General features: G+C 72.5%; 14 protein-coding genes and 1 pseudogene. 12 read left to right on the top strand and 3 right to left on the bottom strand.

Features of this window, described 5'->3' with window-relative positions:
- The first annotated feature begins 57 nt into the window (after nucleotides 1–57).
- Nucleotides 58–816 carry a class I SAM-dependent methyltransferase gene (locus ACGFZA_RS19150; RefSeq protein WP_385279325.1) on the top strand — a complete coding sequence of 253 codons (759 nt, stop codon included), beginning with the start codon at nucleotides 58–60 and terminating at the stop codon, nucleotides 814–816.
- A gap of 103 nt (nucleotides 817–919) precedes the next feature.
- Complete coding sequence (locus ACGFZA_RS19145) at nucleotides 920–2,011, top strand: S1C family serine protease (RefSeq protein WP_393680395.1); 1,092 nt, start codon at nucleotides 920–922, stop codon at nucleotides 2,009–2,011.
- Nucleotides 2,012–2,097: 86 nt separating this feature from the next.
- Here the strand turns inward: ACGFZA_RS19145 and ACGFZA_RS19140 are convergent, their stop codons facing one another.
- Nucleotides 2,098–2,328: a hypothetical protein gene (locus ACGFZA_RS19140; RefSeq protein WP_385288018.1), complete on the bottom strand. Its 231-nt coding sequence runs from the start codon at nucleotides 2,326–2,328 to the stop codon at nucleotides 2,098–2,100.
- 127 nt (nucleotides 2,329–2,455) lie between these two features.
- On the opposite strand from ACGFZA_RS19140, the gene ACGFZA_RS19135 reads away from it, so the two are divergent.
- The 5 genes and pseudogenes from ACGFZA_RS19135 to ACGFZA_RS19115 all read left to right on the top strand — a co-directional run.
- On the top strand, nucleotides 2,456–3,658 hold the full coding sequence (locus tag ACGFZA_RS19135; protein ID WP_385288015.1) for a bifunctional adenosylcobinamide kinase/adenosylcobinamide-phosphate guanylyltransferase: 1,203 nt from the start codon (nucleotides 2,456–2,458) through the stop codon (nucleotides 3,656–3,658).
- A gap of 37 nt (nucleotides 3,659–3,695) precedes the next feature.
- Nucleotides 3,696–4,535, top strand: coding sequence for a class I SAM-dependent methyltransferase (locus ACGFZA_RS19130; protein WP_393680392.1), 840 nt, complete (start codon nucleotides 3,696–3,698; stop codon nucleotides 4,533–4,535).
- Nucleotides 4,536–4,630: 95 nt separating this feature from the next.
- Nucleotides 4,631–5,755 carry a nicotinate-nucleotide--dimethylbenzimidazole phosphoribosyltransferase gene (gene cobT, locus ACGFZA_RS19125; RefSeq protein ID WP_385288009.1) on the top strand — a complete coding sequence of 375 codons (1,125 nt, stop codon included), beginning with the start codon at nucleotides 4,631–4,633 and terminating at the stop codon, nucleotides 5,753–5,755.
- Nucleotides 5,756–5,848: 93 nt separating this feature from the next.
- Nucleotides 5,849–7,696 (top strand): phosphatidylglycerol lysyltransferase domain-containing protein, encoded by a 1,848-nt coding sequence (locus tag ACGFZA_RS19120; protein ID WP_393680390.1) that lies wholly within the window; start codon nucleotides 5,849–5,851, stop codon nucleotides 7,694–7,696.
- Nucleotides 7,693–8,406: pseudogene (locus ACGFZA_RS19115) on the top strand (hypothetical protein); the annotation flags it as partial. The gene ACGFZA_RS19120 and the pseudogene ACGFZA_RS19115, both read left to right, overlap by 4 nt.
- On the opposite strand, the gene ACGFZA_RS19110 reads toward ACGFZA_RS19115, so the two are convergent.
- A complete protein-coding gene (locus ACGFZA_RS19110; protein ID WP_385288004.1) occupies nucleotides 8,352–9,113 on the bottom strand; it encodes a hypothetical protein in 762 nt (253 codons plus the stop codon). The pseudogene ACGFZA_RS19115 and the gene ACGFZA_RS19110 sit on opposite strands and share 55 nt — an antisense overlap.
- Nucleotides 9,114–9,201: 88 nt before the next feature.
- Here ACGFZA_RS19110 and cobS point away from each other — a divergent pair, with 88 nt between their 5' ends.
- Nucleotides 9,202–9,981 (top strand): adenosylcobinamide-GDP ribazoletransferase, encoded by a 780-nt coding sequence (cobS, locus tag ACGFZA_RS19105; RefSeq protein ID WP_393680387.1) that lies wholly within the window; start codon nucleotides 9,202–9,204, stop codon nucleotides 9,979–9,981.
- A gap of 49 nt (nucleotides 9,982–10,030) precedes the next feature.
- On the opposite strand, the gene ACGFZA_RS19100 is transcribed toward cobS, so the two are convergent.
- Nucleotides 10,031–10,888 (bottom strand): endo alpha-1,4 polygalactosaminidase, encoded by an 858-nt coding sequence (locus tag ACGFZA_RS19100; protein WP_393680385.1) that lies wholly within the window; start codon nucleotides 10,886–10,888, stop codon nucleotides 10,031–10,033.
- A gap of 252 nt (nucleotides 10,889–11,140) precedes the next feature.
- Between ACGFZA_RS19100 and ACGFZA_RS19095 the strand changes: the two genes are divergently transcribed.
- From ACGFZA_RS19095 to ACGFZA_RS19080, 4 genes are all read left to right on the top strand, one after another.
- Nucleotides 11,141–12,694 (top strand): leucyl aminopeptidase, encoded by a 1,554-nt coding sequence (locus ACGFZA_RS19095; protein ID WP_385287996.1) that lies wholly within the window; start codon nucleotides 11,141–11,143, stop codon nucleotides 12,692–12,694.
- Nucleotides 12,695–13,035: 341 nt separating this feature from the next.
- The gene (lpdA, locus tag ACGFZA_RS19090; protein WP_385287993.1) at nucleotides 13,036–14,424 is read left to right on the top strand and encodes a dihydrolipoyl dehydrogenase; all 1,389 of its coding nucleotides are present in this window, start codon (nucleotides 13,036–13,038) and stop codon (nucleotides 14,422–14,424) included.
- A 61-nt stretch (nucleotides 14,425–14,485) separates the two neighbouring features.
- Nucleotides 14,486–16,258, top strand: coding sequence for a 2-oxoglutarate dehydrogenase, E2 component, dihydrolipoamide succinyltransferase (gene sucB / locus ACGFZA_RS19085; RefSeq protein WP_393680382.1), 1,773 nt, complete (start codon nucleotides 14,486–14,488; stop codon nucleotides 16,256–16,258).
- Between the two features lie 147 nt (nucleotides 16,259–16,405).
- Nucleotides 16,406–17,029, top strand: coding sequence for a GntR family transcriptional regulator (locus ACGFZA_RS19080; RefSeq protein WP_148017657.1), 624 nt, complete (start codon nucleotides 16,406–16,408; stop codon nucleotides 17,027–17,029).
- The last annotated feature ends 127 nt before the right edge of the window (nucleotides 17,030–17,156 follow it).

Below are 17,156 nucleotides of genomic sequence, written 5' to 3'. Positions count from 1 at the left end.
GGCGCGTCCGCGGGCCGGCCGGGTGGTGCGGTCTCCGGTTTCACGGGGGCCTCGTCGGTGTGGCTGAAGGGGCTCGGCGGACTGCGCAACACCGTGCGCCAGGAGCTCGTCGCCCGCCAGCTGGACGAACAGATCGCGAGCCGTTTCCCGGTGGGGCAGCGGCTGCGCATCCTCGATGTCGGTATGGGCCAGGGGACTCAGGCCCTGCGTCTCGCCCGGGCCGGCCACACCGTCACCGGTCTCGAATCGGACGCCGAGATGCTGCGGGTCGCCCGTGACGCGCTCGGCGGGGAACCGGCGGGCATCCGGGAGCGCGTGCGCTTCATCGAGGGCAACGGCCAGGACACCGGCGTCCACTTCCTGCCCGGCAGCTTCGACGTGGTGCTCTGCCACGGCGTGCTGATGTATGTCCAGGAACCCGACGCCATGGTGGCCGGTCTGGCCAGGATGCTGGCACCGGGCGGCCTGCTGTCGCTGCTCGTGCGGAACGCCGACGCGCTGGCGATGCGGCCCGGGCTCGCCGGGGACTGGGACGCGGCACTGGCCGCGTTCGACACGGACCGGTACACCAACCGCCTCGGGCTCTCCGTGCGCGCGGACCGGCTCGACGCCCTCACCGCCACGCTCGCGGGCATCGCGGCGCCGCTGCACGCCTGGTACGGGGTGCGGATCTTCACGGACAACGTGGGCAACGACGTGGAACTGCCGTCCGCGGCGGAGCTGGAGCGGGTGCTGGCCGCGGAGGACCGGGCGGGGCGGACGGATCCGTACCGCGGGGTGGCCGCGCTGCTGCACCTGTGCGGGGTGCGGGGCTAGACCATCCAGGACCTTCCGTCCGGATCGGGCCCGAACAGGGCGGCTGGACCCGGGCGGGCCCGCCCGACGGGCCGCCAATGGGGTTAAAGGTAATAATCCGGACATGGATGCCTTTCACCCCCGCAGCCGTGTGCGCCGGCTGCTGATGCCTCTGTCCGCAGGGGTCTGTGCGATCGCGCTGGTGAGCGGTTGCTCCGACTCGGATTCCCCCACCTCGAACGCCGCCGCGACGAAGTCCGGATCGGTCCAGCAGGGCTCGGCCTCCAAGGCCACCGGCGATCTGCAGGCCGACTACCAGTCCGTCATCAGCACCGTGCTTCCGTCGGTGGTGCAGATCGACGCGTCCGACAGCCTGGGCTCGGGCATCGTCTACGACGCCAAGGGCCACATCGTCACCAACGCCCACGTCGTCGGCGAGGAGAAGACGTTCAAGGTCACCGTGGCCAACGGCGGGAAGGTGATCAGCGCCTCGCTGGTCGCCACCTATCCCGATCAGGATCTGGCCGTCATCAAGCTCGACGACGTCCCGGACGGGCTGAAGCCCGCGAAGTTCGGGGACTCGGAGAAGGTCGCGGTGGGCCAGATCGTGCTGGCGATGGGCTCGCCGCTCGGCCTCTCCAGCAGCGTCACCCAGGGCATCGTCTCGGCGCTCGGCCGCACCGTGAGCGAGAGCCGCGCGGGCGGCGGCACGGGCGCGACCATCGCCAACATGGTGCAGACCTCGGCGGCGATCAACCCGGGCAACAGCGGGGGCGCGCTGGTGAACCTCGACAGCGAGGTCATCGGCATTCCGACACTGGCGGCGACGGACCCCCAGATGGGTGACAGCGCGGCGCCCGGCATCGGCTTCGCGATCCCCGTCTCCATGGTGAAGACGGTCGCCGACCAGATCATCAAGAGCGGCAAGGTCACCGACTCCGGCCGGGCGGCCCTGGACATCACCGGCCGCACGGTCGTCAACGACAGCTACAAGCCGGCGGGCGTCGCGATCGTCAGCGTGACGAAGGACGGCGCGGCCGAGAAGGCGGGGCTGCGGGTCGGCGACGTCATCACCAAGGTGGGCGACGCGTCCGTCACCACGATCACGTCCCTGTCGGAGGCGCTGGCCTCGGACAAGCCGGGCGACAAGGTCACCGTGACGTATCTGCGCAGCGGTGCGGAGAAGACGGCGGAGGTCACGCTCGGCGAGATCTGAGCCGCCGGTGCCGCAGGTGGTCCCGTCCACCGCGGCAACAGTCCGCCGGGCGGGCCCTCACGGGTCCGCCCGGCGGTCGTCGCGGTTCAGGCCTCTTCGGCGGCCGGCTCGCTCTGCTCGGCGCGGAGGCTCATCGGGCCGTAGATCTTCGTCGTGTCGTCGAAGAGCGTCACCTGGTCCGCCCCGCCGTCGAGGAGTTCCTTCCAGTACTCACCGATCCAGGACTCCGCGTCGCCCTGTGTCGTGAACTCCTCCGGCTGCAGGGCCGGCTCCGTCTCCGTACCGTCGGACTTCTCGAACCGCCACGTCCACGCCATGTCCGCCTCCTGGGTCACTTTGTTCCGTCCGCAGCCTAGTGCTTACGACCAGTGACGGAAGAGGCCCGCGCGCGCCCGTCCACCCCCACGTCGCGCACCCGGTGCGGGGACGCGGGAGGATCGGAGCGTGGAACTGACTCTGCTCGGCACCGGAGCCCCCGACGGGCTGCCGCGGCCCGACTGCCCCTGCGCCGCCTGCGCCACCGCCCGCGGGGCCCGGGCACGGGCCGCGACCGCTCTGCTGATCGACGACGCGCTGCTGCTCGATCTCACCCCGGGGGCGGTGTTCGCGGCCGCCCGCGCGGGGCATTCGCTCACCGGCGTCCGGCAGGTGCTGCTCACCCATCCGCACGACGGCCCCGCCGTCGAACTGCCCGCCGGCCTGCCCTCCGCGGGCCGGGTGCCGGACGGGCGGGTGCTGACGCTGATCAGCGGGCACCGGGTCCGGGCGGTGCCGATGGACGCGCCCGGCACCGGGTACGAGGTCACGGCGCCGGACGGCGAGCGGCTGCTCTACCTGCCGCCCGGCGCCGCGCCGGCCGGCCTCGCCGACCGGATGGCGGAGCCGTACGACATGGTCGTCGGTGACGTCGTGGGACGGCCCGACGCGGTGGCCCGGCTGCGGGCCGTCGAGGCGATCGGGCCGGCCACCGAGGTGATCGCCGTCCATCTGGACCATGACGCACCTCCCGGCCCCGAGCTCGGCCGCCGGCTCGCTGCGGCCGGGGCCCGGGCCGTGCCGGACGGCACGACGCTGACGGTGGGGGCGTACCACGCCGAACCGGACGTCCCCCGGCGCACCCTGGTCACCGGCGGCGCACGGTCCGGGAAGTCGGTCGAGGCCGAACGCCGTCTGGAGACGTACCCCGAGGTCGTGTACGTGGCGACCGGGGGCCGCCGGGAGGGCGACCGGGAGTGGGCGGCCCGGATCGGGCTGCACCGGGACCGCAGACCGGCGGCCTGGCGCACCGAGGAGACCTGCGAGCTGGCGGAACTGCTGGCCTCGGACGGGCCGCCGCTGCTGATCGACTGCCTGTCGCTCTGGCTCACGGACGCGATGGACCGGGTGGACGCCTGGGACGACGCGGCGTGGGCAGGAGGCGGGGAGAACGCACTGCGGGAACGGACCGCCGAGCTCGTGGCCGCGGTCCGCGGGACGCGGCGCACCGTCGTCGCGGTGACCAATGAGACCGGCTCGGGCGTGGTGCCCGCGACCGCCGCCGGGCGGCGGTTCCGCGACGAGCTGGGCCGGCTGAACGCCGCGGTGGCCGACGAGTGCGAGCAGGTGCTGCTGGTGGTGGCCGGGCAGGTGCTGACGCTGCGTGGCTGACGGACCGGCGGCCGGGAACGGAACAGGAGGAGCGGACATGGCGCGTGTGCGGCCGATGCTGGACGGGGTGCCGGAGACCCTGTTGTGGACGTTGTACAACCGGGCGTACGAGGCGGGCCGGCCCTATCCGGTGCTGGACGACCCGATGGCGCTCCAGCTGCTGGCGGATCTGGACTATCCGTTCGAGGAGCGGTTCGGGATCCCCGGTCCGTTCCACTCGCAGGCGCAGGGGCTGCGCTCGCGCTGCTTCGACCTGGCCGTGCAGGAGTATCTCGGCGACCGCCCGGACGCCACCGTGGTGGCGCTCGGCGACGGGCTGGAGACCGGTTTCTGGCGGGTCGACAACGGACGGCTGAACTGGCTGAGTGTGGAGCTGCCCGAGGTCGCCCTGCTGCGCCGCACCCTGCTGCCGCCCTCGGACCGGCTGCGGACCCTGTCCGGATCGGCGACCGATCTGTCCTGGCTGGACGAGATCGAGGACCCGGAGGGCCGGGGCGTGGTCGTCACGACGCAGGGGCTGCTCATGTATCTGCGGCCCGCCGAGGTACGCGCGATCCTGGCGGCCTGCGCCGAACGGCTGCCGGGCGGGATCCTCGTCCTGGACTCGATGGCCCGGTGGCTCGCGAAGGGCACGGTGGCGGGCACCTCGAAGGTCGGCGACATGACGATCCCGCCGATGCGCTGGGCGATGGACCCGGGTGAGCGCGGGAAGCTGCGCAGCGCGCATCCGGGGATCACGGAGGTGCGGGCGCTGCATCTGCCGCGCGGGCGCGGGGCGATGGGCGAGCTGGTCCGGATCCAGAATCTGCTTCCCGGGCTGCGGACCCTCACGCCCGCGATCACGCAACTGCGTTTCGGGGACCGGACGCCGCACTGAGGAGGGCCGGAAATCGCGGCAGGTACTGTTCCGCAAGGGGCCCGCCGCCGGGCTCCCCGGCCCACACCACGTATCGACCCGCGAGGCAGACCCCCGTGAATCTGGACGACTTCTCCGACCTGATCGAACGCCCCGACGGGGGTGTACGGCGCGATGCCGAGGAACGCCGGGAGCGGCTCATCGTGCCGCCGGGTGCCCTCGGACGCCTCGACGAGCTGGGTGAATGGCTCTCGGCAGCCCAGCAGGCCGTGCCGGTCAGGCCGGTCGCGCAGGCCCGGGTGGTGCTGTTCGCCGGTGATCACGGGGTGGCGGAGCTGGACGTGTCCGGCCGTGCGGCCGGCAGCGCGCACCGGCTGGTGCGCGCCACGCTGGACGGCTCGACGCCGCTCGCCGTGCTGGCCCGCACGTTCTCCGTACCGGTACGGATCGTCGACGCCGGTCTGGACTGCGAGCCCGAGCTGTTGCCGGAAGCGGTCGTCCGGACCCGGGTGCGGCGCGGCAGCGGCCGGATCGACATCGAGAACGCCATGACGGCCGAGGAGGCCGAACAGGCGGTGCGTCTCGGCATGGCGATCGCCGACGAGGAGGCCGACTCGGGTACCGACCTGGTGGTGCTCGGCGATCTGAGCGTCGGCGGTACGACGGCTGCGGCCACCCTGATCGCGGCACTCTGCGGCACCGACGCCTCGGTGGTCACCGGGCGCGGCGGTGCGGGGATCGACGACCTGGCCTGGATGCGCAAGTGTGCGGCGGTCCGTGACGCGCTGCGCCGCGCCCGGCCGGTGCTGGGCGACCAGCTGGAGCTGCTGGCCACGGTGGGCGGTGCGGACCTGGCGGCGATGACCGGCTTCCTGCTGCAGTGCGCGGTGCGCCGCCTGCCGGTGATCCTGGACGGCGTGGTCTGCGCGGCCGCGGCGCTGGTGGGCCAGCGGGCCGCGTTCCGGGCCCCGGACTGGTGGCTGGCGGGCCAGCTGAGCGGTGAGCCGGCGCAGGCGAAGGCGCTCGACCGGATGGCGCTCAACCCGCTGCTGGACCACGGCGTCATCGTCGGTGAGGGAAGCGGGGCGCTGCTCGCGCTTCCGTTCGTCCAGGCCGCGGCCGCGCTGGCGGCGGAGCTGCCCGAACGCGCACCGGAACCCGAAGAGGACGACACGAAGGACGACGGCGAGGAGGCCTCCGCGGACGGAGGAACCGGCTCGGGCGACCCGGCCGGGGAGTGACGGGCGGCAGCTGAGCCACCGGACTGCGGCCGCCCGGACACCGGCCGCAGAGCAGCCCCTTATGAAGTGCGATGCCCCATATGATCGCCTTTCATGGGAGAGGTCCAATTGGCCAGCAAGGAATCCGGGCGGGCTGCCGCCCGGCCGCAGAACACCGAACGCCCGCAGAGCGGCCGGCGGCCGCGGAGCACCGACCGGTCGCGACACGGCGCGGCCTTCGCCATCTGGTATCTGCGGGTCGTGTCGTTCATCAACTTCCTGAGCGCCGTCTGGGTCACCTTCGGTCAGGATCTGCGACGCCACAACACCGAGAACTACTTCACGCCGTACCTGCTCACCGCGGGCTTCTCCTCAGGGGTCGTCGCACTGTTCCTCGCCGTCACGATGCGGCGGCGCAAAAGGGCCGCGTGGATCGTCAACATGGTGCTGAGCGGGCTCACGCTGCTGCTCTTCGCCGCGGTGATCGGCTTCCCCGAGATCCGCCGGTACCCGCAGAACTGGATCTCACTGGCACTGACCGCCGCCTTCGTCCTCGCGCTCGCGCTCGGCCGGCGCGAGTTCTACGCGAAGGGCGACCGGTCCAACCCGAAGCTGGCCGCGCTGGCGGCCGTCGGCGGTCTGCTGGTCACCTCGCTGATCGCCGCCGGCCTGGTCACGCTCACCAACACGGCTCACGACGAGTACCGTTCGACGTTCCTGGACCGCTGGCACTACGGCGCGCTGCGGCTGGTCTCCGTCGCCGCCGACGACTCCCGGTTCCCCGGCATCTCCACTCCGGGCTGGGTGAACGTCGCCATCAACATCCTGTCCACGCTGCTGCTCATCGCCGTCGTGTACGCGGCCTTCCGCGCCCGCCGCGCGGTCGACCCGATCACCCCCGAGGACGAGGCGGCGCTGCGCGCGCTGCTCGACAAGCACGGGGAGCGGGACTCCCTCGGCTACTTCGCGCTGCGCCGCGAGAAGAGCGTCACCTGGTCGCCCACCGGGAAGGCGGCCGTCGCCTACCGGGTGGTCGGCGGGGTCTCCCTGGCCTCCGGCGACCCGATCGGCGACCCGGAGGCCTGGCCCGGGGCGATCGGGCCCTGGCTGGCCGAGGCCCGCGAGCACGGCTGGATCCCGGCGGCGATGGGGGTGAGCGAGGAGGGCGGCACGATCTACGCCCGGCACGGCCTCGACGCCCTGGAGCTGGGCGACGAGGCGATCGTGGAGACCGCCGAATTCACCCTGGACGGACGGGCGATGCGCACCGTCCGCCAGGCGTACAACCGGGTCGCGCGGGCCGGTTACGAGGTGACCGTGCGCCGGCACGCGGACATCCCCGGGGCGGAGATGGCCGAACTGGTGCGCCGGGCCGACGACTGGCGCGACGGCGCGACCGAACGCGGCTTCTCGATGGCGCTCGGACGGCTCGGCGACCCGGCCGACGGACAGTGCGTGATGCTCGAATGCCGAGACACCAACACGGCCCCCGCCGGGGACGGCGGGCCCGGGGAGCTGCGTGCCGTACTGAGCTTCGTCCCCTGGGGCCCGAACGGTCTCTCGCTGGACCTGATGCGCCGTGACCGGGACGCCGAGAACGGCCTGATGGAGTTCATGGTCATCGAACTCCTGCAACGGGCCGGGAAGATCGGCGTCACGCAGGTGTCGCTGAACTTCGCGATGTTCCGCTCCGTCTTCGAGCGCGGGTCGCGGCTCGGCGCCGGACCGGTGCTCCGGCTGTGGCGTTCGCTGCTCAGCTTCTTCTCGCGGTGGTGGCAGATCGAGTCGCTCTACCGCGCCAACGCCAAGTACCGGCCGATCTGGGAACCCCGCTACCTGCTCTTCGAGAAGAGCGCGGACCTGCCGCGCATCGGGATCGCCGCGGGGCGCGCCGAGGGGTTCCTGGAGGCGCCCGGACTGCCCAAGTGGCTGCACCGCTCGAAGCTCGGGCCGCGTGGATGAACCCGCTGCGCCCGCTCGGCCGGGCGGCCCGCCGGGAGTGGGGTCCGCTGTGGACGACGGTACGCACGGCGCTCGCAGCCGAGCGGCTGCGGGCCGTCCCCCTGACCCTGACCGCGGTCTGCCTGACGGCGCTGCTCCAGGTGGTGCAGAACCGGCCCTGGGGCTTCGGGCCGGTGCAGGCGCTCGGGGCGGTGCGGGCCGAGGATCCGCTGGGGGCGGCTCTGCTGCGTACCCCGCTGTCGCTGTTCGTCCCCGCACTCGACCTGCCGGTCTGGGGTGCACTGGCCCAGGTACTGCTGGTGTTCGGGATCGCCGAGATCTGCCTGGGGCGGGGGCGGACGCTGCTGATCGCGTACGTCGCGACGCTGGCCGGGACGCTGTACGCGCGGATCGGTGTCGCCGTGGGCCCCGACGGGTTCCTGGGCCTGCCGGGCTCCGACGCCCGCATCGTGGACACCGGCCCGTCGGCGGCGGTGGTCGCCCTGGCGGTCTGCGTCTGCTGCGCCCACCGGGCCCGGTTCACCGGGGCGCTGGTGATCGTGGCGATGGTCGTGGAGGTCGCGGTGAAGGACAACCTCGCGGGCAGGGAACACCTGGCGGCGATCGCGGTGACGCTCGCGCTGTGCGCGGTCCCGGGCCTGCGCGGGCGGCGCCGTCAGGGTTTGGGCGAGGGTGCCGGGACCCGGTCGGGTGCGCCGCCGATCAGGTCCTGGAACCTGCGTCGCGGCCCGGCCCAGCGGACGTCGTGGTGGTACGCGCGCAGCACCGCCCGGGAGCGGGCCCGGTGCCGGTTGCGGTAGAACCGCTTGGCCCACACCGAGGCCGGCCGGGCCAGCCGGACCGCTCCGACCAGGGCGACGAACGGGATCAGGGTGCCGACCACCGCCATCCGCGCCTTGCCCTTGAACAGCGAGATGAGCACGAAGCAGAAGTTGACGACGAGCGTGAGGACGACACCGAGCCGGCCCTGCTGCTGATCGTCGCTCAGGTCGTCCACGCCGAGCGGGGAGAAGCCGCCGAGGACCAGCAGGACGAGTGCGGCGGTGAGGACCACGACCTCCACGCTCTGGCGGCCCTGCTCCGACCAGTACACGTCGTCCAGGTGCAGGATCAGGGCGAACTCGTCCAGCACCAGCCCGGCGCCGATACCGAAGACGACCGCGCAGGCGCCGGCCGCGAAGCCGTGCTTCCCGCTGGCCACCGCGCCGAACCCGCCGACCACGCTCAGCACCACGCCGGGCACCACGTGGTGGACGTGGACCCCGCCCGGGGTGAAGTTGCGGAACGGCCCCTTCCCGGCCCGGATCATGCGGGTGATGACCCGGGTGACGGCGAAGGTCAGCACGAAGGCGGCCAGCGCCAGGAGCAGGGGCAGCTTCCCCGGCTCGACGATGTTCCGGTCGAACCAGTGACCCATCCCACCCACTCCCGATAAGTCGATGACGCACCACTCTGTGCCGTTTTGGACAATCTAGCGGCCCCGCCCACCGATTAGCCTGCGCGCCGTGACCTTCCTGAACAGCCACGGCCTGCGTTTCGCCTTCGGCACCCTTACCGTGCTCCCCGTCCGCGTCAGCCGCTGGGACCGCGAGACCGCCCGGACCGGAATGCTGTGCGCCCCGCTGGCCGGCCTCGTCGTCGGCGTGCTCGCGGCCGTGCCCGGCGGCCTGTTCCTGCTGTTCGGCTCGGGGCCGCTGCTCGCCGCGGTCGCCTCCGCCGCGGTGCCGGCGGCCCTCACCCGGGGGCTGCACCTCGACGGCCTCGCGGACACCGCCGACGGCCTGGGCAGCGGCAGGCCGGCCGAGGACGCGCTGCGGATCATGAAGCAGTCGGACATTGGGCCGTTCGGTGTGATCACCCTGCTGTTCGTGCTGCTCGCCCAGGTGGCGGTCCTTCAGCAGCTGTACGCGCAGGGCTGGGCGCAAGGTGCGGTGGCGGCGGCCGCGTCCGCCGTCGTGGCCCGGCTCGCGCTCACGCTGGCCTCCCGCCGGGGCGTCCCGGCGGCCCGCCCGGAGGGGCTGGGCGCCGCGGTCGCGGGCACGGTCCCGGCCGCCGGCGCGGTGGGCGCCGCAGCCCTGACGGTGGCGGTCTGCGCGGGCGCCGGGGCACTGCTCGGCGGATACGGGGCGCTGCGATACGCCCTCGCCGCCCTGGCCGCGCTGGCGGTGGCCCAGGTGCTGCTGCGGCACTGCGTGCGGCGCTTCGGCGGCGTGACCGGCGATGTGTTCGGCGCACTGGCGGAGACCGCGGCGACCGTGACGCTGGTGGGGCTGGCGCTGGGCTGAGCCCGCCGCACCCGGACCGGCGGGCCCGGCCGGGGCAGCCGGCGTTCCGTCAGGCCCCGGCCGCCGGGCACCGCTCACGCCAGACGCCGAGCTCGTACTTCTTGAGCAGCGAGCTGAGCCCCAGCTTCCGGGACTGGGCGCAGAACCGCGTCACGGGCAGCTCGTACTCCACGTGGAAGACCGCCTTGCCCGCCTTCACGAACGGGGTGAGCTCCTCGCACTCCTCGTACTGCGCGCACTGCTCGTTGACCGCGAAGTCGAAGTCCTCCACCAGCTCGGGGATCTGCGGCAGGTCGTTCTTCAGGCCGACGGCGAGGTGGTGGCGGTGGGCGATGCGGGCGATGAGCCGGTTGTAGCGCAGCTGGTCGGCGGCGGTCAGCGGGAAGCCGCTCGGGTTGCGGTAGCCGTCCATGTTGTCGGGCTCGACCGCGTCGAAGCCCTTCTTCGCGCACATGGAGATCCGGCTCTCCATCAGCGGCTCCAGGACGTCGGTGCGCCGGATGTCGAGCCAGCGCTCCCCCTTCCAGCCGTTGCCCTTGCCGAGGACCGCCGTGGGGAACCTCGCCGCGTCCGGCCGGAACTCCTCCCAGGCCCCCGTGGACAGGTAGCAGATGACCTTGCGCCCCTTGCGGTGCAGCTCCTTCACCTGGGCCGCCTCGTGGTCGAAGCCGTCGATGTCGTACACCGGGGCGTCCACCGTCGGGTCCAGCCGGCCGGAGAGCTGCCACTGCCAGTCGGTGCCCGGCTCCGGCTGCCAGCGCGCCGCGGCGGACCGCCCGGAGGGGGCGGGCGACGGGCCGGACCCGGGCGCCGAGGTGCAGCCGGCCAGCATCGCCAACAGAATCAGTACGGTGACGCGCAACACCGCCGGCCGGCCGGTCATTCGTGCGGCCATCCGGTCGTCCATCGTTCCCCCAGGGTCTGCCCGCCAACGCCGTTGCGGTCGCGGTCCGTTCCGCCGGGAAGATCATCCCGGCGTGACAACCGTACGGCCGCCCCGGTGCGCTGACGGCCCGCCGCCGTAATCGGGCAGCAAAGGCGCGCGTAGGCTCATTCCCGGCACATCGCGGCGGCGTCTACGATGCGCCGGGCCCGGTCGGCCACCCCCTCGACCGGCACAGGCCGAAAAAGAACTCAACGGAAGCGAGATTTCACCACCGTGACTGCTCTCACTCTCAGCACTGCCGGTGCGGCGACGCTGCGCGCCGACGCGCTCGTCGTCGGCGTCGCCAAGGCCACCGGCTCCAAGTCCGGCGACCTGGTCCTCGCACCGGGCGCCGAGGCCGTCGACAAGGCGTTCGGCGGGAAGCTCGCCGCCGTCCTGGTCGCCCTGGGCGCCTCCGGTGCCGAGGGCGAACTGACCAAGCTCCCCGCGCCCGACGGCCTGAAGGTCCCGGTCGTCATCGCGGCCGGACTCGGCCCGGTCCCGGAGAAGGACGACTCGTACGACGCCGAGGCGCTGCGCCGGGCCGCCGGCTCCGCCGCCCGCTCGCTCGCCGGCTCGAAGAAGGCCGGCTTCGCGCTGCCCGTCGCCTCCGTGGAGGATGCCGAGGCCATCGCGGAGGGCGCGCTGCTGGGCGCGTACGCCTTCACCGCCTACCAGGGCGGCGAGAACAAGCTCGCGCCCAAGGGCGCCAAGGCCAACGGCCCGAAACTGCCCCTCGCCGAGGTCGCCCTGCTGGGCGCCAAGCCGCGCGACAAGGCCTTCAAGGCGGCCGCCGAGCGCGCCGTCGCGGTCGCCGAGGAGATCAACCGCGCCCGCGACCTGATCAACACCCCGCCGAACGACCTGTACCCCGAGTCCTTCGCCGCCGTGGCCACCGCCGCGGGCAAGGAGCACGGCATCAAGGTGCAGGTGCTGGACGAGAAGGCCCTCGTCAAGGGCGGCTACGGCGGCCTGCTGGGTGTCGGCCAGGGCGCGACCCGCGGCCCGCGCCTGGTGAAGCTCGCCTACACGCACCCGAAGGCGGAGAAGACCCTGGCCCTGGTGGGCAAGGGCATCACCTACGACTCGGGCGGCATCTCGCTGAAGCCGGCCGGCCACAACGAGACGATGAAGTGCGACATGGCCGGCGCCGCCGCCGTGTTCGCCGCCGTCGTCGCGGCCGCCCGTCTGGGCCTGCGGGTCAACGTCACCGGCTGGCTGGCGCTCGCCGAGAACATGCCGTCGGGCAACGCCACCCGCCCCGGTGACGTGCTCCGCATGTACAGCGGCAAGACCGTCGAGGTCCTCAACACGGACGCCGAGGGCCGGCTCGTCCTCGCCGACGCGCTGACCCGCGCCTCCGAGGAGAACCCGGACGCGATCGTCGACGTGGCGACCCTGACCGGCGCGATGGTGCTGGCCCTCGGCAACCGCACCTTCGGCATCATGGCGAACGACGACGCCTTCCGTACCTCGGTCCACGAGATCGCCGAAGAGGTCGGCGAGGCCTCCTGGCCGATGCCGCTCCCGGCCGACCTGCGCAAGGGCATGGACTCCCCGACCGCCGACATCGCCAACATGGGCGAGCGGATGGGCGGCGGCCTGGTGGCCGGTCTGTTCCTGCAGGAGTTCGTGGGCGAGGGCATCGCCTGGGCGCACCTGGACATCGCGGGCCCGGCCTTCCACGAGGGCGCCCCGTACGGCTACACGCCGAAGGGCGGCACCGGATCCGCGGTCCGCACCCTGGTGAAGCTGGCGGAGCGCACCGCGGCCGGAGACCTCGGCTGAGCCGCTGCCTCTGGACCTGCCCATGATGTACGGCCCCGGGCATACGTCCGGGGCCGTACGCGTTGCATCCACGTCACCGCGGCAGGGGCCCGGGCGGGTTTCGCTCTCGACGAAATCCGAACGCCCCTACGCAGCGGTAACCCGCTGGGACGGACGATCATCCGTCTCAGACACGGGCCCCGCGTCCCGCCCACCGTCAACAAGTGCGAAGATGGGTTCTCGGCAGGACAGGGCCCCCACCACAGGGCCGAATGACAAAAGCGGCCGAACACCAGCCGACCGGCCGGTCACACCCCGATGACGGGGCCCGGCATCCGGCGCACATGCATGGAGGACGTGACGTGGCGAACGACGCCAGCACCGTTTTCGACCTAGTGATCCTCGGCGGTGGTAGCGGCGGTTATGCCGCGGCCCTGCGCGGAGCGCAGCTGGGCCTGGACGTCGCCCTGATCGAAAAGGGCAAGGTCGGCGGCACCTGCCTGCACAACGGCTGCATTCCCACGAAGGCCCTGCTGCACGCCGGCGAGATCGCCGACCAGGCGCGCGAGGCCGACCAGTTCGGTGTCAAGGCCACCTTCGAGGGCATCGACATGGCGGCCGTCCACAAGTACAAGGACGACGTGATCTCGGGCCTGTACAAGGGTCTGCAGGGTCTCGTCGCCTCCCGCAAGGTGCACTACATCGAGGGTGAGGGACGTCTGTCCTCCGCCACCTCGGTGGATGTGAACGGCCAGCGCATCCAGGGCCGCCACGTGCTCCTGGCGACCGGCTCCGTGCCGAAGTCGCTCCCGGGCCTGGAGATCGACGGCAACCGCGTCATCTCCTCGGACCACGCGCTGAAGCTGGACCGCGTACCGAAGTCCGCGATCGTGCTGGGCGGCGGTGTCATCGGCGTCGAGTTCGCCTCGGCGTGGAAGTCCTTCGGCACCGACGTCACCATCGTCGAGGGCCTGAAGCACCTGGTCCCGGTCGAGGACGAGAACAGCTCGAAGCTTCTTGAGCGCGCTTTCCGCAAGCGCGGCATCAAGTTCAACCTCGGTACGTTCTTCCAGGGTGTCGAGTACACCCAGGACGGCGTCCGGGTGACCCTCGCCGACGGCAAGACCTTCGAGGCGGAGCTGCTGCTCGTCGCGATCGGGCGCGGCCCGGTCTCGCAGGGCCTCGGTTACGAGGAGGCGGGCGTCGCGATGGACCGCGGCTACGTCCTCGTCGACGAGTACATGCAGACGAACGTTCCGACGATCTCGGCCGTGGGCGACCTGGTCCCGACCCTTCAGCTGGCGCACGTCGGCTTCGCCGAGGGCATCCTCGTCGCGGAGCGGCTGGCCGGCATGAAGACCGTCCCGATCGACTACGACGGTGTCCCGAAGGTGACGTACTGCCACCCCGAGGTCGCCTCCGTGGGCATCACCGAGGCCAAGGCCAAGGAGCTCTACGGCGCGGACAAGGTCGTCGCGCTGAAGTACAACCTCGCGGGCAACGGCAAGAGCAAGATCCTCAAGACCGCGGGCGAGATCAAGCTCGTCCAGGTCAAGGACGGTGCCGTGGTCGGCGTCCACATGGTGGGTGACCGTATGGGCGAGCAGGTCGGCGAAGCCCAGCTGATCTACAACTGGGAGGCGCTGCCGGCCGAGGTCGCGCAGCTCATCCACGCCCACCCGACGCAGAACGAGGCGATGGGCGAGGCCCACCTGGCCCTCGCCGGCAAGCCCCTGCACTCCCACGACTGATTCAGTCGACCGGGCGCGACGACCGACCACTTCCGCATTTTCGTAAGGAGCAACTGAAACCATGTCGGTTTCCGTAACCCTTCCGGCGCTCGGCGAGAGCGTCACCGAGGGCACTGTCACCCGCTGGCTGAAGGCCGAGGGCGAGCGCGTCGAGGCCGACGAGCCGCTGCTCGAGGTGTCGACCGACAAGGTCGACACCGAGATCCCGGCCCCCGCCTCCGGCATCCTGGCCTCCATCAAGGTCGCCGAGGACGAGACCGTCGAGGTCGGCGCCGAGCTGGCCATCATCGACGACGGCACGGGTGCCCCGGCGCCCGCAGCGGCTCCGGCCGCCGAGCCCGAGGCCGCCCCGGCCCCGGCGCCCGCGGCCGAGGCTCCTGCCGCTGCTCCGGCCCCCGCGGCCGAGGCTCCGGCCGCCGCCCCCGCCGGTGGCGCCTCCGGCACCGACGTGACCCTTCCGGCGCTCGGCGAGAGCGTCACCGAGGGCACCGTCACCCGCTGGCTGAAGGAGGTCGGCGAGGAGGTCACGGAGGACGAGCCCCTGCTCGAGGTCTCCACGGACAAGGTCGACACCGAGATCCCGGCCCCGGTTTCCGGCGTGCTGCTGGAGATCGTCGTCGCCGAGGACGAGACCGCCGAGGTCGGCGCCAAGCTCGCCGTCATCGGTGCTCCGGGTGCCGCCCCGGCCGCTGCTCCGGCTGCTGCCGCCCCGGCTCCGGCCGCTGCCCCGGCCCCCGCCCCGGCTCCGGCCCCGGCCGCCCCCGCACCGGCCGCCCCGGCTCCGGCACCGGCACCGGTGGCTCCCGCCGCGCCCGCCGCCGCTCCGGCACCGGCCGCTCCGGCACCCGTCGCCGCCGCCCCGGCTCCGGTCACCCCCGCCGCTCCGGCCGCGACCTCCGGTGACGACGGCGCGTACGTCACGCCGCTGGTCCGCAAGCTCGCCGCCGAGAACGGTGTCGACCTGGGCGCGGTCAAGGGCACCGGCGTCGGTGGCCGTATCCGCAAGCAGGACGTCGTCGCCGCCGCGGAGGCCGCCAAGGCCGCCGCTGCCGCTCCGGCACCCGCCGCCGCCGCTCCGGCCGCCTCCAAGGCGCCGAAGCTCGAGGTGTCCCCGCTGCGCGGTCAGACGGTCAAGATGACCCGCATGCGCAAGGTCATCGGCGAGAACATGATGAAGGCGCTGCACTCGCAGGCCCAGCTGACCTCGGTCGTCGAGGTCGACGTCACCAAGCTGATGAAGCTGCGCAACAAGGCGAAGGACGGCTTCGCGGCCCGTGAGGGCGTCAAGCTCTCCCCGATGCCGTTCTACGTCAAGGCCGCCGCCCAGGCGCTGAAGGCCCACCCGGTCATCAACGCCCGGATCAACGAGGACGAAGGCACGATCACGTACTTCGACTCGGAGAACATCGGCATCGCCGTGGACGCCGAGAAGGGTCTGATGACCCCGGTCATCAAGGGTGCGGGCGACCTGAACATCGCCGGTATCTCGAAGAAGACCGCCGAGCTGGCCGGCAAGGCCCGCGGTGGCGGCCTGACGCCGGACGACATGTCCGGTGCCACCTTCACCATCAGCAACACCGGCTCGCGCGGTGCGCTGTTCGACACCGTCATCGTGCCGCCGAACCAGGCAGCCATCCTGGGCATCGGCGCCACCGTCAAGCGTCCCGCGGTCATCGAGACCGAGGAGGGCACCGTCATCGGCGTCCGCGACATGACGTACCTCTCGCTCTCCTACGACCACCGTCTGGTGGACGGCGCGGACGCCGCCCGTTACCTGACCGCGGTCAAGGCGATCCTGGAGGCCGGTGAGTTCGAGGTCGAGCTCGGCCTCTGAGCACCGCAGTTGTAACCAGCCTCACCAGCGGCGCCCCCGTCCGGAACACTCCCGGACGGGGGCGCCGCCGTATTGTCTAGACACGACCGGTCGCTCCGGCCGCCGAGTTGGTGCAGGCAGCACCGGTTTGCCCCGAAGGAGCCCCTCATGACCCCGCCCGTCGTCCACTCGCTGCGCGAACAGATCCGCGAGCACATCGTGGACGGGATCGTCAGCGGGCGCTGGAAGCCGGGTGAGCGGATCGTCGAACGACGCATCGCCACCGAGCTGGAGGTCAGCCAGACGCCCGTGCGCGAGGCGCTGCGGGAGCTGGAGACGCTCCGGCTGATCGAGTCGGCGCCCAACAAGGGCGTCCGGGTCCGCAACCTCACCGCGGCGGATCTGGAGGAGAGCTACCCGGTACGGGCCGGCCTGGAGCAGATCGCCGCCGAGCTGGCGGCCCCCGGCCTCGGCGAGGACTGCTCGCTGCTCGCCCCGCACGTGACGGCGCTCTACGAGGCGGACCGGCTGGCCGACGGCGAGGCGCAGGTCCGCCACACGGTCGGGTTCCACCGGGAGATGGTCAGGGCGGCCGGCAACGCCGTTCTGCTGCACACCTGGGAGGGCCTGGGCATCGAGGTGTTCACCGCGCTCTCGATCCGCTGGCTGGGCACGGTGCAGAAGTCGTACGCGGAGGAGCACGAGGCACTCATCGAGGCGTTCCTGCGCAAGGACCCGGACATCGGGGTGCTGGTCAAGGCGCACGTGCTCGGCTGCGCGCCGCGCGCCTGAGCCCGAAGCGCCGCACACCCGAACCCGAAGCGCCGCACACCCGAACCCGGGGCGCCGCACACCCGAACCCGGGGCGCCGCACACCCGAACCCGGGGCGCCGCACACCCGAACCCGGGGCGCCGCACG

The organism is Streptomyces sp. NPDC048211, assembly GCF_043202315.1.
In the GTDB taxonomy this organism is placed as follows: domain Bacteria; phylum Actinomycetota; class Actinomycetes; order Streptomycetales; family Streptomycetaceae; genus Streptomyces.
Note: the sequence above shows the minus strand (reverse complement) of the source record. Positions and strands in the feature narration are given on the sequence as shown.